This window comes from Paenibacillus sp. FSL K6-3182 (genome assembly GCF_037976325.1).
Classification (GTDB): domain Bacteria; phylum Bacillota; class Bacilli; order Paenibacillales; family Paenibacillaceae; genus Pristimantibacillus.
This window is the reverse complement of sequence record NZ_CP150265.1, coordinates 3605552-3622253: the sequence shown is the minus strand read 5'-3', so window position 1 is coordinate 3622253 and position 16702 is coordinate 3605552. Positions and strand designations below refer to the sequence as shown.

Sequence of the window (16702 nt, the reverse complement as noted above, 5' to 3'; positions counted from 1 at the left end):
AATAGATTTAAACATAAATGTTACATCTTACAATTTCATTGTATCATGCTGCTAAGCTCTTGTCAAATCTTTTACTCAGTTTATTGGATAGGGGAGATATTGAATGAGTACTTTAGTTCTCGGTTTTCAGCAAATGGAAAAAAAGCAATTTTCACTCGTTGGAGGAAAAGGGTTGAATTTAGGGGAATTATCAAAAATCGAAGAAATTCAAGTACCAGCAGGATTTTGCGTTACAACTGAGGTTTATCAAAGAGCCTTCGAACATAACGAAACGTATCATGCATTGTTGGATCAACTTACAACGTTAAAAGCAGTAGATCGAGACCAGATTGGTGAAATCAGCAGAAAGATTCGACAAATCATTATGGAGGTAGAAATTCCTTCTGAAGCTGTGAAAGCAATTACACACTATCTCTCACAATTTGGTGATGAACATGCTTATGCCGTACGTTCTAGTGCGACTGCTGAAGATTTACCACATGCTTCTTTTGCTGGTCAGCATGACACCTATTTAAATATCATCGGCAAAGAAGCAATCATTCAGCATATCAGTAAATGTTGGGCATCTCTATTTACGGATCGCGCGGTAATATACCGTATGCAAAATGGATTTGACCACAGTCAAGTTTATTTATCCGTTATCGTTCAAAGGATGGTTTTCCCACAGGCTTCGGGCATTTTATTTACCGCCGATCCGATCAGCTCTAACCGAAAGCTGCTCTCCATCGATGCCAGCTTTGGACTTGGAGAAGCGTTGGTTTCTGGCCTAGTATCTGCCGATTGTTATATCGTACAAGGAGGAGAAATCGTCAACAAAAGGATAGCAACCAAAAAAGTGGCTATCTATGGATTAAAAGAAGGAGGAACTGAGACAAAGCAAATCGATCCTGAACTACAGAATACACAAACACTTACTGAACAACAAATTTTACGATTGGCACTCATCGGAAGACAGATCGAAGCTTATTTTGGTTGTCCACAAGATATCGAATGGTGTTTGGTAGATGATGCTTTTTATATTGTACAGAGTCGTCCAATTACAACCTTATACCCGATCCCTGAAGCGAATGATAAAGAAAATCACGTCTATGTTTCTGTTGGTCATCAACAAATGATGACCGACCCCATAAAACCATTGGGACTGTCTTTCTACCTGTTAACGACCCCAGCAACCATGCGAACAGCTGGTGGAAGGTTGTTTGTTGATATCACACATAGCCTGGCTTCCCCTGTCAGTAGCAGTATAGTAATAGATGCCTTGGGAAAATCCGATCCCCTCATAAAAGACGCGCTTATGACTATCGTAGAGCGAGAGGATTTTATAAAATCAACACCTGATGTTAAACAATTACCTAGTCCCATTAAGAGCAGTAAAGGTAAGACGTTTTCTGATATTCAAGCACAAATCGAAAATAACCCAACAATCGTTACTGATTTAATTAAGAGTAGTCAAACATCGATAGAAGAGTTAAAACAAAACATCCAAATGAAATCAGGATCAGATTTATTTGATTATATTTTAGAAGATATCCAGCATTTAAAGAAAACTCTATTTAACCCACAAAGTTCGGCTGTAATTATGACTGCCATGGATGCTTCATCATGGATTAATGAAAAAATGAACAAGTGGTTAGGTGAAAAAAACGCAGCAGATACGCTTTCGCAATCTGTACCAAACAATATTACTTCGACAATGGGTCTGGCACTCTTGGATGTCGCTGATGTGATTCGTCCTTATCCAGAAGTAATTGATTATTTACAACATGTAAGAGAAGATAACTTTTTGGATGATCTGGTTAAGCTTAATGGTGGAAAGGCAACCCAAGACGCTATTTATGCTTATCTCGACAAATATGGGATGCGATGTGCCGGTGAAATCGATATGACAAAAACTCGTTGGAGTGAAAAACCAATTACACTTGTCCCGATGATTCTAGGTAACATCAAAAACTTTGAGCCTAATGCCGGCAAGCGAAAATTCGAGCAAGGGCGACAGGAAGCTTTGGAAAAAGAACAAGAGTTATTAGACCGATTAAAACAATTGCCGGATGGTAATCACAAAGCCGCAGAGACCAAACAAATGATCAGCTTAATCCAAAATTTCAGCGGGTATCGTGAATATCCAAAGTACGGCATGATTAGTCGCTACTTCGTATATAAGCAAGCTTTATTGAAAGAAGCCGAACAGCTCGTACAAGCTGGCATTATTCAAGAAAAAGAAGATGTATACTATCTTTCTTTTGAAGAACTTCGAGATATCGTAGCCTCAAATATATTGGATTACCAGATTATCAACAATCGAAAAACCGAATACAAACGATATGAAAAATTGACTCCCCCACGTGTTATTACATCTGATGGTGAAATCATTTCGGGGAAATATGAACGAGAAAATCTCCCAACCGATGCTATTGCAGGTCTGCCTGTTTCTTCTGGAGTAATCGAGGGACGAGCACGTGTTGTCTTAAGTATGGAGGATGCTGATTTAGAAGATGGAGATATTTTAGTCACTTCCTTTACTGACCCAGGCTGGACACCATTGTTTGTATCCATTAAAGGTCTAGTTACCGAAGTTGGTGGGCTGATGACTCATGGGGCAGTTATCGCGCGTGAGTATGGCTTACCAGCAGTAGTTGGGGTGGAGAATGCTACCACATTAATAAAAGATGGACAACGAATACGTGTACATGGAACTGAAGGGTATATCGAAATATTGTAATGGCTAGCAAGATAACATTTAATTTAAGTCATAAAGGAGATAGAGATATGACGGAATTTTGGGAATCAAGTTTTATAGAAAAACAAACGATGTGGGGATTTGAACCTACAGACTCCGCAATCGCAACAAAGGACTTTTTCCTTGAAAAGAATGTTAAGGACATTCTGATTCCAGGTATTGGTTATGGCAGAAATGCAAAGGTTTTTATTGACAATGGAATAAATGTAACAGGTATAGAAATTTCAAATACAGCGATTGATTTGGCGAAGGATAACGGGCTTGATATAAGTATTTTTCATGGTTCAGTAACGGATATGCCCTTTGATAACAAGCTCTATGATGGTATATTCAGTCATGCGCTTATTCACTTATTGGATAATCGCGAGAGAGAAAAGTTTATTCAAGATTGTTATGATCAGTTAAAGCCAAATGGATATTTGGTTTTTACAACGGTTTCACAAAAAGCCCCAATGTTCGGAAAGGGCAAACAATTGGCTAAAGACTATTTCGAGATAATGGAAGGCGTAAAAATGTATTTTTATGATGATGATTCCATAAAACAAGATTTTGAAAAATATGGACTGGTAAAGATTTCAGAAATTGACGAGCCAAATAAGAACACGAAAAATGCACCTCCAATCCATTTTTTAATTATAAAGTGCAAGAAAACATCGTAAACATAATCATATATTTTTCAACACTATCTAAAACATAACTTAAAGGAAATAGAACTGCACCGAGTACGAAAAAGTAGTCATTAGTGCATTGAAACAGTGACAGTCTAGGACATTATTTATTTGTTCATGACTGTCACTGTTTTTAGTTTGGAATACAAATATCAGTTCAACATTCATGCACTTGTAAAGACAAATAATGAAAACCATGATCTTTCGAGTTCTGATTTATATAAACTTTATCAGCAGCAGTCTATACCAACCGGTTAAACACACCATACGATACATGGCAACTGTCTAAATTGCGGGAGAAATGGATAAAGGAGTTGGATAGATGAAATCAATAACGAAACTTACGGGGCGAGTGATTTTCAAGGGAAACCCTGGTTATGAAGCGGCTCGTAAGAATTGGGATCCTCATACCGACAGATTTCCAAAAGTTTTTGTTTTTGCCCAAAGAACACAGGATGTTGCAAACGCTATAAGATGAGCTCGCAAAAATAATGTTCCTATTCGCCCGAGAAGTGGACGGCACGCCTTGGAGACCAACCTTTCTCAAGTTAACGGAGGCATTGTCATCGATGTTAGCGAAATGAAGAAAATCAAGTTGAATAAAAAGTGCAGAACTGTTGTGGTTGAGTCAGGCAATCGGGTAGGAAGAGTCGTAGACAAATTGGCAAGACAAGGTTTTATCGCACCGTTTGGTGATAGTCCTTCGGTTGGAATCGGTGGAATTACACTTGGCGGAGGGATTGGTCCGCTCCAAAGAACGACTGGCCTCATTAGCGACAATCTCATCGGACTAGAAATGGTTGACGCTAAGGGAAGAGTAATCCGGGCAAATAAAAAACGCAATTCCGATCTCCTATGGGCTTCCCGCGGTGGAGGAGGCGGTAACTTTGGCGTATACACAAAATACAAATTCAAAGTTCTGCGTGCTCCAGCCAAAGCTACCGTCTTCAGCGTAACGTGGCCATGGGAGCAGTTCGAAAAAGTCGTAAAGAAATGGCAAGTCTGGGCTCCTAATGCCAGCACCAGATTGGGCAGCGAATTAAATGTTGGGCCCAAAAAGGGTGGAAATGTTAGCATGCTCGGTCTGTTTCTTGGATCTAAAACGGAAGCCCTGCGTCAATTAGAGCCTATTCTAAGCGTGGGGACGCCTACAAAAAAAACCATCCGATTGTTACCATATCTTGAAGCTACAAAGTTTTTGTTAGCTCCTGATCCAGTGCTGACACAAAAGTTCAGCAACCAGTTTTCAAGCGGCTTCGGCAGACGTCCTTTTCCAGATAAAGCCTATAAAGTTATGCGCGAGTTTCTAGAAAACGCTGAGGGAGGGACTCCGGCCGGCTTCTTCTTCCTTAACTGGGGTGGTGCCATAAGCCGAATCGCACCTAAAGCCACAGCATTCTACTGGCGTAAAGCCAAATTTTATGTCGAATGGAACAGCTCATGGGTTAAGCCATCTCATGCCGCTAAAAATATTGCCTTAGCACGGAACACAAGGCATAAGCTGCAGCCATATATCGTAGGCTCCTATATCAATGTACCAGACCAAGGTATCAAATGTTCTGGTCCTGTTTATTATGGTAAAAACTTTCCTAGGCTACGTAGAGTAAAAGCTAAGTATGATCCAAATAATGTGTTCAACAATCCTCAAAGTATTCCACCGGCTTGAATGAGAATGAATTGAAATAAGGTACTTTCTCACAGTTAAGTTGTGGGGGATATCATGTCACATGCCAAGCAGCAAAGACACACAAGGTCACTAATCGCGTGAACCCAAGGGGATCCTTGGGTTCATTTTGCATTTTACAACTAAAATCGATAGGGTTAGGCTTCGGAAATCACAGAAACAGTATTTTGATTAAAATAGTACCTTGACAGTCACAGTAGTATGTCGTATTATACAGTTGCGGGGTGATTAAATGAGTGAGAACAAAATTACATCCGACCTGCTGCGCGGACATACCGATACGATGATATTGCGACTATTATCCGAAGATGATCGCTATGGATACGAAATTGTCAAATTGATCGCGGAGCGCTCGGGCGGTGAGTATGAACTAAAAGAAGCGACCATGTATTCCAGTGTTAGACGTCTTGAGACAGACGGTGATATCGAGTGGTACTGGGGCGATGAATCACAGGGTGGACGGCGCAAATATTTTAGAATTACCGAGAAGGGCAAGGAAACATATGCCCGCAACAATAGCAACTGGGAGTATGCAAAACGCGTGCTTGAAAACTTACTATAGGAGGTTTGATGTGATGAATCAGAAATTGACGAATTATTTGAACGACGTTTTTACGCCATACGATGGGGTGAAAAGCGTCACCGAATTAAAAGCCGACCTGCTCTCCGATTTACAGGAGAGGTACCGTGAACTTAAAGCCGAGGGCAAAGACGATGAAACAGCGTTTAATAAGACCATTGAGAGCATTGGCGACATCGAGGAAACGATACTGGAAGTCGCCAATCTCTCCCGCTCGCTGGAGAGGCAAGTACTGACAAACTTTAGCGCGAGCAATTTGCCAAAGAGTGACTTTGCAGGTGTTATTGCGCATAAAGGAAATTTCACATCGAGTGCATTACACGGCTCTGACTTTGCAGGAGCAGACTTGACCGGAAGCACCTTTAAGAGCAGCGACATACGTGAAGCCAATTTTAACGGCGCAAATCTGACCGACTGTACCCTATCTGTCAATGATCTTTCCAATGCGAGCTTCAATAAATCGATCCTTGTACGCACCAACTTCAGCATTTCAGGGATGGAAGGAGCAAAATTCACAGGCGTAAAACTGACCGACGTCACGCTAAACAAGATCGACCTTAAAAAAACAATTTTTGAAGGTTGTATCTTTGACGGCGTGGACTTCAAATATTGTGACCTGAGTGGGCTGTGTCTTGACGGGCAAACCTTTATCGGCGTTAAGTTTGACAAGTCTGCTATAAATGAAGTTTCGTTTAAGGGTGCTACACTCAAGAATGTTTCTTTTCAAGCATTTTTTTCCTTGACTAATAAGTATTACCGCTCCATCAAAACCATCTGCTTTGACGACGCAGTCATGGATAAGCTGACCTATGCTGCGCTTAAAGGCATGGGAGCCGAATTGTCTAAGGTTACAGTTCGATAAGGAGGGGAAAAACATGAAAAACAAATCAATTCAAGTTATAGGTCTGCAAAAGTCTTACAAAGAGCTTGCCGTCCTTAAGGGAGTAGATTTCGAGGTGGAAAAGGGCAGTATTTTTGCACTGCTCGGTTCAAATGGGGCAGGTAAAACGACGGTTGTCAAAATCCTCACTACGCTGCTCAAACAAGACAGTGGAACCGCCGTCGTTGAGGGATTCGATGTAGCGTCCAAACCTGATCATGTGAGGCAGGCAATTAGTTTAACCGGACAATTTGCCGCTGTAGACGAACTAATGACCGGACGGGAAAATCTAATCATGATTGCCAAACTGCGATACCTGAGTAATCCGCGGCAAGTTGCGGACGACTTGCTTAAACGCTTTGGCCTGACAGACGCCGCCAACCGCAGGGTATCTACTTATTCGGGTGGGATGCGCCGCAGGCTCGACATCGCATTGAGCTTTGTAGGGAAACCGCAGGTTATTTTCCTCGACGAGCCGACCACTGGCCTTGATCCCGAGGCACGCATCGAGGTTTGGAAGATCGTGAAGGAGCTTGCAGACAGCGGCACTACGGTATTCCTAACTACGCAGTATTTGGAAGAGGCGGAACAGCTCGCTGACCGAATAGCTATTCTGCACAAGGGTAAAATCATCGCCAGTGGTACGCTTTTGGAGCTAAAAAAGATGTTTCCATCAACGAAAGTGGAGTATATTGAAAAGCAGCCGACATTGGAAGAGATATTCCTCTCCATTATTGGCAAGAAGGAGGGAGCATAAATGGAGACGGTAAAAAAACATTTTTTTAACGATTTGGGTGTTATGCTCGGACGTTCCATGCGCCATATTTCCCGTAGTATGGACACCATCGTCACGGTCTGTATCACTCCGATTGCGATGATGCTATTGTTCGTCTATGTGTTTGGCGGTGCAATTCAAACCGGTACGGATAACTATGTTAATTATCTATTGCCCGGAATACTGCTCATTGCGATTGCTAGCGGGATATCCTACACGGCATTTCGTCTGTTTACCGATGTACAGCGAGGTATTTTCGAGAGGTTTCATTCCATGCCAATTTCGCGTTCTACCTTACTATGGGGGCATGTGCTGACTTCACTAGTATCCAATGCTATCTCGGTTGTCGTTATCATTCTCGTAGCACTGATTATGGGTTTTCGTTCTTCGGCTGGGATACTAGACTGGCTTGCAGTAGCTGGCATACTCATGCTGTTTACGCTGGCATTAACCTGGGTCGCTGCCATTGCAGGATTATTGGCAAAATCGGTGGATGGGGCAAGCGCTTTTTCCTACCCGATCATCTTCCTTCCGTTTATTAGCTCGGCATTTGTGCCGACTGAATCGATGCCTTCGGTCGTTCGTGCCTTTGCTGAAAACCAGCCGGTAACCTCGATCGTTGAAGCCATTCGCGCGTTGCTTTCAAACCAACCGGTGGGCAATGAATTATGGATTGCGCTTGCTTGGTGCGTAGGGATCTTGTTTGTAGCCTACTTCTTTGCGATGAGGGTTTATAGAAAACGGTTTTAAATGAAGAAATGCGACCCAGTACTGTATCAGTGCTGGGTTTATTCTTTTTTATGATGATGTTCTTTTAACTTTTTGCTGGACCGAAAACTTACACTGTTAGATAAAAGAACGGATACCGATGAAAAAAAAGCAACCTCAGATTTCGGAGAATAAAATTTTGGAAACCTCGTGGGAGCTTCTTGGAGAGGAAGGCATTGAGAAATTCAGCATGAGGCGATTGGCCGATCGTATGGGCATTCAGGCTCCCTCTCTGTACTGGTATTTCAAGAGCAAGCAGAATCTCTACCAGCGCCTGGCCAACCATTTATCGAAGATCATTTTGGAGGAGTTTCACTCTGAGGGGGATTGGAGGGAGCAACTAGCGGAATTTGCGGTAACCGTACGGAGTGTGCTCAGCCGATATCCCTGCTCCACGCAGCTCATGATGTTGACGCTGCCCCACGAACCAGACATGATCCGGTTCACCAACCGAATGCTGCTCTGCATGGAATCGACGCCACTTGAGCAAGAGCAAAAATTACAAGCCGTTCTTACCCTGGTGAACTATGTCTTCTACTTCGTTCTGGACAATTATCAGTATCAGCGCATATTATCCACTATGCTTGAGGAGCAGGGAGAGCTTCGTGATGGAGAGATAACCAGTCTTCTGGACTCCATGAGCGAGACAGATGCGGGAGTGTTTCGAGGGATGTACAAAAATGGGCTATTCAATCTGATAGGGACCGACGGAGCGTTTGAATTCGGCATGAAGCTGATTCTGAAGGGGATTGAGCAGGTGATAAAGGATCAGGATAGGTAGTATAGTATGTAAAACACCCTCATCTGGATATCGAATGGGCGGATTCATTGAGGTTTATATACAATTTTACGGCAGCCCGTTAAGCTAACAGGCAGGACAGTCGAACAATAGTGACTGATAAAAGGTTTTATTAGGTACGATTACATTTTGAGGATAGGTGATATAAAGGTGATCTACAAAGGGATATTTTTGGCTTTCGTAATCATCCAAAATATTTATTTACTCATAACACAACCAGATAAATATAAACTATGGATATCAGTATTTAATATATCAGTAGGTACCCTAATGACAATAATAGCTGTTTTTTATTATTTTGATGCTTATAAACCTAAAATTGGTCCAGTAGGAAATGGTCCCGATCCTGATTTAATTTCGACTAATTTTCTCGGCATGATAGTGACGGGAGGATGCTTTATAATTATCGGTTTGATCGGTGTTCACATTAAAAGAAAGCTGAAGCACAAGAAATAATAGGAGAAGCTATTCCTAGTTTGAATTACGGCCCACCTTGACAAACGGAGAGTCCTCCTCTTAGAATCAAATATTTGAAAGTGTATTTAGTCTGTTGCCAAGGAATGGGGATAGTAATCCAATTCCTCAAGATAGCATGCTTCAGCAAAGTCCGCAGATAAATAGTGGGATAGAAGTGGTCGATTCATTTGTAGGTGGGATTTAAATTTACAAATAAAATGCTTGAGCTAGAACAAAGAAAAGAATTAAAGGGAGAGTTTAGTGTTGTTTTCGGTCTGGAAAAAAAATTTGCGGAAGCAGAATTCAAGCAACTTGATGAAAATCTCTACTACGTAAATTTACCTTTTTCGAACCAAGGATCTGGTATGAGCTTTAAGATGTTAGTTCAAACAGAAAATAAAATATTAAAAATCGTTGATTTGTACTTTGGAAACAAAGACGGTGTAGACACGATTGTAACTGGACATCCCGCTGTTAGAAAACTACATGATTCAAAACTATGGGATGACCAAGAATGGGTTGATGGTGTTTTTGAAAAGCTTGAAAAAATAGAAATCTGAACGAAGCTCTTGAGCATGCTTAAATAGGAGACAAGCTATTAAAAACCACGTATATCGTGGTTTTTTTGTTTTTTCGGTACATATACTTAGCAATGTGCTATGTCAAGAATTTGTACCGAATAACGAAAAAGGCGATCATGATTGACAATCATTTTACCGAGTGTTACCATAAGCATATTAATTGTACTGACTAGTCAGTTTATTGCGGAAAGGAGAGACATTTCGCATTGAGCAAAACGAAAATTATGTCAGCAGCGATAGACGTTTTCTCGGAAAATGGATACCACCGAGCTAGTATGGACGATATCGCACTTAGAGCAAAGGTTGCCAAAGGGACGCTGTATTATCATTTTCCAGGAAAAGCACAGCTGTTTAAGACGATCGTAATGGATGGACTGCAGGTAATTACCGATCGAATACGGAATGAGCTGCAAACTGATCTTTCGTTGGAAGAACAAATCAGGCGAATCATCCGGCACAATCTCGACTTGTTTCTGGATTCCAGCGGATTCGCACATATCGTGTTCAACGAATTGTCGAACGGAATCGATCAGGAAGTACTAGAGGAATTGAATGAACTGAAGCTCGGTTATATTCGTTTTATAGCAGAGGTGCTGGAAGGAAGCCGGGAAGAGGGGGTAATGATCAATGTCAATTGCAGCTTGGCTGCTGCGGGAATTGTCGGATTGCTCAACAGTTCCTGCGATTACTTTCTAACCTATGGCAGTAGTATGAACCGCGACGATCTTGAACATTTTCTTTATCAGATTATTACGACCGGGTTGTTTTTGACCCCCAGCGGCAAGCCAGATGGTATGTTGAACTGATTTCATTCTAAGCGGAAAGCGGCGATGCGACGTATGAATTGGAAAACTGACAGCGAACTGATACCTTTGTCTTGGTTTAAAGAAATGCGAAACTCTTCCCCTGTCGTGTTCAATTCGGAGAAAAATACTTGGGACGTGTTCAAGTACGAAGATGTCAAGAAGATATTTGCCGATCATGAGCATTATTCTTCAAAAGGGACGGAAAGCGCCATGGAGCCGATCAACTCAAGCATTCTTAGGCAAGATCCACCTAAACACCGACAGCTGCGTATGCTCGTTTCGCAAGCTTTCACGCCTCGGGCTATCGAAGCGCTCGCACCGAAAATTGAATCGATTGCGCAGCAATTGTGCGATCAAGCAGAAGAGACGGGGGAGATGGATGCCCTTCTCGATTATGCGAGCCCTCTGCCGATCATCGTCATCGTCGAAATGCTGGGCATTCCGTCTGTGGATCGCGACCGGTTCAAGGAATGGTCGGATTCGCTAGTTGGGAATGACGGCGAACGTTATTTTCAATGCCAGAAGGAAATGAGCGACTATTTCTCCGACATCATGAATCGAAGACGGCTTGACCCGCAGGATGATCTCATCAGCAATCTCGTTCATGCAAAGGTCGAAGGCAAGCAATTAAGTGACTTGGAGATCATCGGATTCTGCATTCTGCTGCTGGTGGCGGGGAATGAAACGACGACCAATCTTATAACGTCAGCCTTACTGTGCCTAGATAGTGACAGAGAGGCTAGGAAAAGTCTCATCGAGGAACCTTCCATGATTCCGCAAGCCATCGAAGAGGTGCTTCGCTATTGCTCTCCCGTTCAAACGATGAATCGAATCGTTAAAAAGACGACTGTTCTGCGCGACCATACGCTTTCGCCCGGACAAATGGTCAACCTCTGGATCGGGTCGGCCAATCATGACGGAGAGCAATTTAATAATCCGGAAAAATTCGATATCCATCGCAACCCGAATCCGCATCTGGCATTGGGACACGGCATACACTTCTGCTTGGGCTCTCAGCTTGCCCGCTTGGAGAGCAAGATCGCCATTCAAACACTTCTTAGCAGGTTTCCTGACTACGCAAGAGATCGTTCGCACACGCTAGAGCGGCTGGACAGCTGGATGATGTTCGGGGTCAATCGTTTGCCACTGGTTCTGACGACATAACTTTACTTTAACAGGAGCTTGATTGCATATTCAACACCAATAAAAGTCGTATAGGCTTAGGTAATCATTGGTTCTACAATCGAACAATACTATAGCGTAAGAATCAACAAGACGAGGCTGCTGATATTAAACGGCAGCCTCTTTGAGCAATATTTATTTACTTATATGTTTAATACTCCGTGTGAAGAATGGGAAGATTGGTAATCGCATCAAAAGCCATCCTAATTACTACAATCGACAATAGCTTTGCAGCACAACATGAGCATACCATAATCATAACAAAGGATCAGCCAATAATCGTGACTGCAGCATAGACCATTAGAATGACTGTAACTTCATATTGTGTTATACACCATTTATGGATATCCGTTTTAGAAGAGCGGATATGTCCATTTTTTATTGTAAATATAGCCCCGCATTCCGCTCTTTTCTTAAATTACTCGTACGCTGTACACGCTTGTTTCCTGTTAACAGAGTAAGCCCGAAGCTTAGTATGAGGACGAATCCGGCAACCACATATGGAAAGTTTACATTTACATCGAACAGGATTCCGGCTGCTATCGGTCCGATAATATTGCCCATGCTGGTAAAGGCAGAGTTAAGTCCTGCCACATATCCCTGCTGTTCATGCGCAACCATGGACATTTGCGTGCTAATATCGGGGCGTATAATATCAATGGACAAAAATATAACAAAAGTAACTGCAAAAATCAGCCAATATTGATGAACGAACAACGTCAGCAGGACGAACACCCCTGAAGCGAGCAGACAAAGTGTAATGACCCGCTTTTCGCCGAAACGGTTGATGAGCCAGCCGAAAATGGATAACTGAATGACTGCGCCTACAATGGACGCAAAGGTGAAAATGAAAGCAATATCCTTCGGTGTGAAGCCGAGCTTATGGTCGACGAAGAGGCCGAAAACTGCTTCATAATTGGCAAGCCCAAAGGACATGACGAAAACAAGGATAGAGTCTTAAATCCAATAAAGCTCACTTTAAGAAAACCTCTGATCTGATACGAACAGATGAATATAGCAAATAGAAGTTTTGCCGCCTATAAGGCGGTTTTTTTTATTTTCAAAGGATAAACAATCGATTGGTGCCTTCACCTTCATTGTAGAGCACAGTAGAGAATTACTTTATGGAGCAGATCTCAGAAGAAATCTTTTACTTAGAACTATCGAAGGCTCACTTACTTAATATCTTATAAGAAATTCTTGAAATGACAGAAATTTATCTGAGAGGGGGGTGCTATTATACAAATATAAATAAAGACGAGGTGATGACATGCAATCGAAATTGGCAGCGGAAGCTATTCCCCTCTCCAAAAAGCGGAATTCGTGGTTAAGGACCATACAAAAGTATAAAGTGATGTACCTTCTATTAATTCCGGCATTGGTTTATTTTGCCGTATTCAAATACATCCCATTGGCCGGAATCATTATTGCTTTTAAAAACTACAATCTGGCTTTGGGGTTATGGGATAGCCCGTGGGTCGGATTTAAAAACTTTACAGATTTTATTAACGGCGTTTATTTCTGGGACATCATGAGAAACACGATAATTATATCGCTGTATAAGCTATTGTTCGGTTTCTCCGCTCCCATCGCACTTGCTTTGCTTCTTAATGAAGTTCATACCCAATGGTTTAAGAAAATCGTACAAACCATTACTTATTTACCGCATTTTCTGTCTTGGGTCATTGTTTATGGATTGATGGTTGCATTATTGGCTCCGGGTGATGGCCTTTTCAATATGATTTTGAAGGAAAACGGTTTTGATCCCATCTCCTTCCTAACGGAGCCTGCTTGGGGAAGACTGCTGGTTATCTCGTCTGAAATATGGAAGGACATCGGTTGGGGAGCGATACTATACCTTGCCGCATTATCAGGGATTGACCCAAGCTTATATGAAGCAGCTCGAATGGATGGCGCTTCCAAATCAAGACAGCTCTGGCATGTAACCTTGCCCGGCATTCGAGGAGTCATTATTCTGATGCTCATTCTTAAATTGAGCCATATTCTGGACGCTGGTTTTGACCAAATCTTCATGTTTGCCAATACTTTTAACCAGGAGAAAATCGATATTATTGACACATGGGTATACCGCGAGGGGCTGGAGCGTCTTAAGATTGGCCTCGCAACTGCTGTGGGATTGTTTAAAGCTGTCATCGGATTTATTTTAGTATTGGCTGCAAACAAGCTTGCCAAAAAATTCGATGGGCAAATTTGGTGAGGTGGTATGAGATATGATTAAGCTGACGATCGGGGAAAAGGTATGGCAATCAGCCGTTTATTTTATTCTTATTATGTTATCGCTGCTTTGCTTGCTTCCCTTTTTATATGTGGTCGCTGTTTCGGTAACACCGGAATCGGAAGTGTTAAGAAGAGGGATTGTGATAATACCAGAATCCTTTACCTTTGCAGCCTATAAGGAAGTATTCATTTCTAATGGTATAGGGCAGGCGTATAAAATTACGCTGTTCCGAACGATTGTAGGCACTGCGTTAAATGTGTTTTTTACGGTAATCGCGGCGTACCCGTTATCCAAAAAATATTTGCCGGGACGTAGTCCGTTTTTATTATTCATTGTGTTTACCATGATGTTTAGCGGGGGATTAATTCCGACTTATTTGTTAATCCGCTCTTTGGGGATGTTAAATAGTCCATGGGTTTTAATTGTTCCGCATCTCATTAGTGCATTTAATCTGGTGATCATTAAAGGCTTTTTCGAGCAATTGCCTGCTGAAATTGAGGAATCGGCGAGAGTTGACGGCGCAAGTGAACTTCAGTCGTTATGGAAAATCATTTTACCGCTTTCCATGCCTGTCCTCGCCACGATTTCCCTATTTTATGCAGTAGGGCATTGGAACAGTTATTTCGATGCGATTGTGTATATCAATGATGCGAATTTAATGCCACTTCAAGTTGTCTTGCGCAACATCCTGCTTAACATTGCAAATCAAAGTGCTGAGTCGATGGCCAATACCGGAACGGTTAGCCAGTTCGCTGTTCAAATGGCTGCTGTTGTCGTGACTACGGTCCCCATTTTGATCGTATATCCATTTATGCAAAAGCATTTTACCAAGGGTATGCTCATGGGATCGATTAAAGGTTAAAAAGCAAATCTTATCTAGGTTGTTACGGGAAACCGTGATAATATACAAGCAAAGGAGAGGTCAATATGCAAAGAACTAAGATATCATTTGCCATTCTGGCTGCTATTGTAGGGCTGGGAACGGTATTGTCGGGATGTGGGGATCAAGAAGAGGAGGTTAAGCCTACAGCTTCGAGCAGTTCACCATCCACGGATAACCCGTTTGCGAAAAAAATGAAAATCACGATGTTTAACCAAGGCACGTTCAACGCTGCCGCTCCGATTCCTCCACGCGATGAAGACATTCAACGGCAAATGCTGGAGAAGGCAATGAACATCGACTTGGATATGACGATTCCTCAGGCTGGGCAATCAACAACCAAACTAAATACGCTTATTGCAGGCGGGGATATCCCGGATTTGCTATTCTTGAAGAGTCGGTCCGATCTCGCGCAATATTATGATCAAGGCGTTCTTGCGGATTTGACACCGTATCTGGATCAATTCCCTGAACTTCAGAAACGTTTTAGCAGCGACTCCTGGGAGGCGATGTCCTATCAAGGGAAAACCATTGGAGTTCCAGGTTATGATAATGTAAACGGTATCAGCCGAAGCTTCTTCATCCGTAATGATTGGTTGAAAAAGCTGAATATGGAAGTGCCAACGACACCTGACGAGCTATTTGAAGTCATGAAAGCCTTTACAGAGAAAGACCCGGACGGAAACGGCAAAAACGATACGTACGGATTCATCGGCGGCATGAATAAAGAGGGCAGTCTGCAAACCTACGGCTTCGATAGCTTGATGTGGATGTTTGGCGTCAATCCTCCATCAGCCATTGAAGTGAAAGATAATGAACCGGTATTTCTATTTATCGATCCCAAAATGAAAGAAGCGCTTGCTTACATTAATAAAATGATGGCAGCCAATGTGGTAGACCCCGATTGGGTGACGATGACCTCGCCTGATTTGTTGGACCAAAAGCTATTTAAAGGGAAAGTCGGCTTCATGATCAGGGATGCGCGCAGGCTGGAGCCGGATTATCAGCAGAAAATGAAAGAAATCAGCGGAGAGGTGCCGGAATGGATCGTGATTCCTCCAATGATAGGTCCTTACGGCGATCAAATCGTAGAGAGAAAATCGTTCCAAGGCAATTCATGGGCCATCTCCAAGAAAGCGGATAAGGACAAAATCATTCGGATCTTGTCCATGCTGAATTATCTCTTTACGGACGAAGAAGCCTATCCGAATTTTGCATACGGAATCAAAGGAATTCATTGGGATGTAGTGGACGGCAAGATCAAAAATAAAACGTCCGAATTATCGAAGGAAATGAAAGAAAAGTACCTATGGGTCGATCATTACAGAATGCCGCGCCGTGGTGACGATGCCGAGTACTTCAGCTTCCAGAATCCTAAGACGGCAGAAGCTTTCGTGAACAATCAGCAATATGTGGGACCAACGTTGCCTGGAAACTTATTGACCGCAGACCCTAGCGATACCTTGGCAACTGACCGCTCGCGTTTCATTAATGAAAGCTTAGTCAAATTTATGACGGGCAAAGACCCTCTATCCAATTGGGACAATTTCCTCCAAACGTTGGATACCAAGTTTGACATGAAGAAATATAAGGAAACAGCAATCAAGCAATTTAAAGAAGCAGGCTTAATCAAGTAAATGAACGAAGAGAGTGGCTATTCGTAGCCC

The 16702-nt window shown here is 42.4% G+C and carries 14 protein-coding genes and 2 pseudogenes; 15 read left to right on the top strand and 1 reads right to left on the bottom strand.

Going from position 1 to position 16702, the window contains the following annotated elements; genetic code table 11:
• Positions 1–103 precede the first annotated feature (103 nt).
• The 12 genes and pseudogenes from ppsA to MHH56_RS15730 all read left to right on the top strand — a co-directional run bounded on the left by ppsA (position 104) and on the right by MHH56_RS15730 (position 11898).
• Positions 104–2719 (top strand): phosphoenolpyruvate synthase, encoded by a 2616-nt coding sequence (gene ppsA, locus MHH56_RS15785; RefSeq protein WP_339209250.1) that lies wholly within the window; start codon positions 104–106, stop codon positions 2717–2719.
• 47 nt (positions 2720–2766) lie between these two features.
• Positions 2767–3396: a class I SAM-dependent methyltransferase gene (locus tag MHH56_RS15780; RefSeq protein ID WP_339209248.1), complete on the top strand. Its 630-nt coding sequence runs from the start codon at positions 2767–2769 to the stop codon at positions 3394–3396.
• Between the two features lie 331 nt (positions 3397–3727).
• Positions 3728–5071, top strand: a pseudogene (locus MHH56_RS15775) (FAD-binding oxidoreductase).
• A gap of 250 nt (positions 5072–5321) precedes the next feature.
• Positions 5322–5651, top strand: coding sequence for a PadR family transcriptional regulator (locus MHH56_RS15770; RefSeq protein ID WP_339209247.1), 330 nt, complete (start codon positions 5322–5324; stop codon positions 5649–5651).
• Between the two features lie 13 nt (positions 5652–5664).
• The gene (locus tag MHH56_RS15765; protein WP_339209245.1) at positions 5665–6531 is read left to right on the top strand and encodes a pentapeptide repeat-containing protein; all 867 of its coding nucleotides are present in this window, start codon (positions 5665–5667) and stop codon (positions 6529–6531) included.
• A gap of 13 nt (positions 6532–6544) precedes the next feature.
• Positions 6545–7306: an ATP-binding cassette domain-containing protein gene (locus tag MHH56_RS15760; RefSeq protein ID WP_339209243.1), complete on the top strand. Its 762-nt coding sequence runs from the start codon at positions 6545–6547 to the stop codon at positions 7304–7306.
• Entirely contained in the window at positions 7307–8074 is a 768-nt protein-coding gene (locus MHH56_RS15755; RefSeq protein ID WP_339209241.1) for an ABC transporter permease, read from the top strand.
• Positions 8075–8192: 118 nt separating this feature from the next.
• Positions 8193–8873: a TetR/AcrR family transcriptional regulator gene (locus MHH56_RS15750; RefSeq protein WP_339209239.1), complete on the top strand. Its 681-nt coding sequence runs from the start codon at positions 8193–8195 to the stop codon at positions 8871–8873.
• A 168-nt stretch (positions 8874–9041) separates the two neighbouring features.
• The gene (locus tag MHH56_RS15745) at positions 9042–9347 is read left to right on the top strand and encodes a hypothetical protein (RefSeq protein ID WP_339209238.1); all 306 of its coding nucleotides are present in this window, start codon (positions 9042–9044) and stop codon (positions 9345–9347) included.
• 194 nt (positions 9348–9541) lie between these two features.
• Entirely contained in the window at positions 9542–9907 is a 366-nt protein-coding gene (locus MHH56_RS15740; protein ID WP_339209237.1) for a hypothetical protein, read from the top strand.
• A 227-nt stretch (positions 9908–10134) separates the two neighbouring features.
• Entirely contained in the window at positions 10135–10734 is a 600-nt protein-coding gene (locus tag MHH56_RS15735; protein WP_339209235.1) for a TetR/AcrR family transcriptional regulator, read from the top strand.
• A gap of 33 nt (positions 10735–10767) precedes the next feature.
• The gene (locus MHH56_RS15730; RefSeq protein WP_339209234.1) at positions 10768–11898 is read left to right on the top strand and encodes a cytochrome P450; all 1131 of its coding nucleotides are present in this window, start codon (positions 10768–10770) and stop codon (positions 11896–11898) included.
• 396 nt (positions 11899–12294) lie between these two features.
• Here the strand turns inward: MHH56_RS15730 and MHH56_RS15725 are convergent.
• Positions 12295–12891, bottom strand: a pseudogene (locus tag MHH56_RS15725) (MFS transporter); the annotation flags it as partial.
• Positions 12892–13186: 295 nt separating this feature from the next.
• Between MHH56_RS15725 and MHH56_RS15720 the strand changes: the two are divergent.
• From MHH56_RS15720 to MHH56_RS15710, 3 genes are all read left to right on the top strand, one after another.
• Complete coding sequence (locus MHH56_RS15720; RefSeq protein WP_339209232.1) at positions 13187–14134, top strand: ABC transporter permease subunit; 948 nt, start codon at positions 13187–13189, stop codon at positions 14132–14134.
• Between the two features lie 13 nt (positions 14135–14147).
• Complete coding sequence (locus tag MHH56_RS15715) at positions 14148–15017, top strand: carbohydrate ABC transporter permease (RefSeq protein ID WP_339209231.1); 870 nt, start codon at positions 14148–14150, stop codon at positions 15015–15017.
• Positions 15018–15082: 65 nt separating this feature from the next.
• The gene (locus MHH56_RS15710; protein ID WP_339209230.1) at positions 15083–16672 is read left to right on the top strand and encodes an extracellular solute-binding protein; all 1590 of its coding nucleotides are present in this window, start codon (positions 15083–15085) and stop codon (positions 16670–16672) included.
• Positions 16673–16702: the final 30 nt, after the last annotated feature.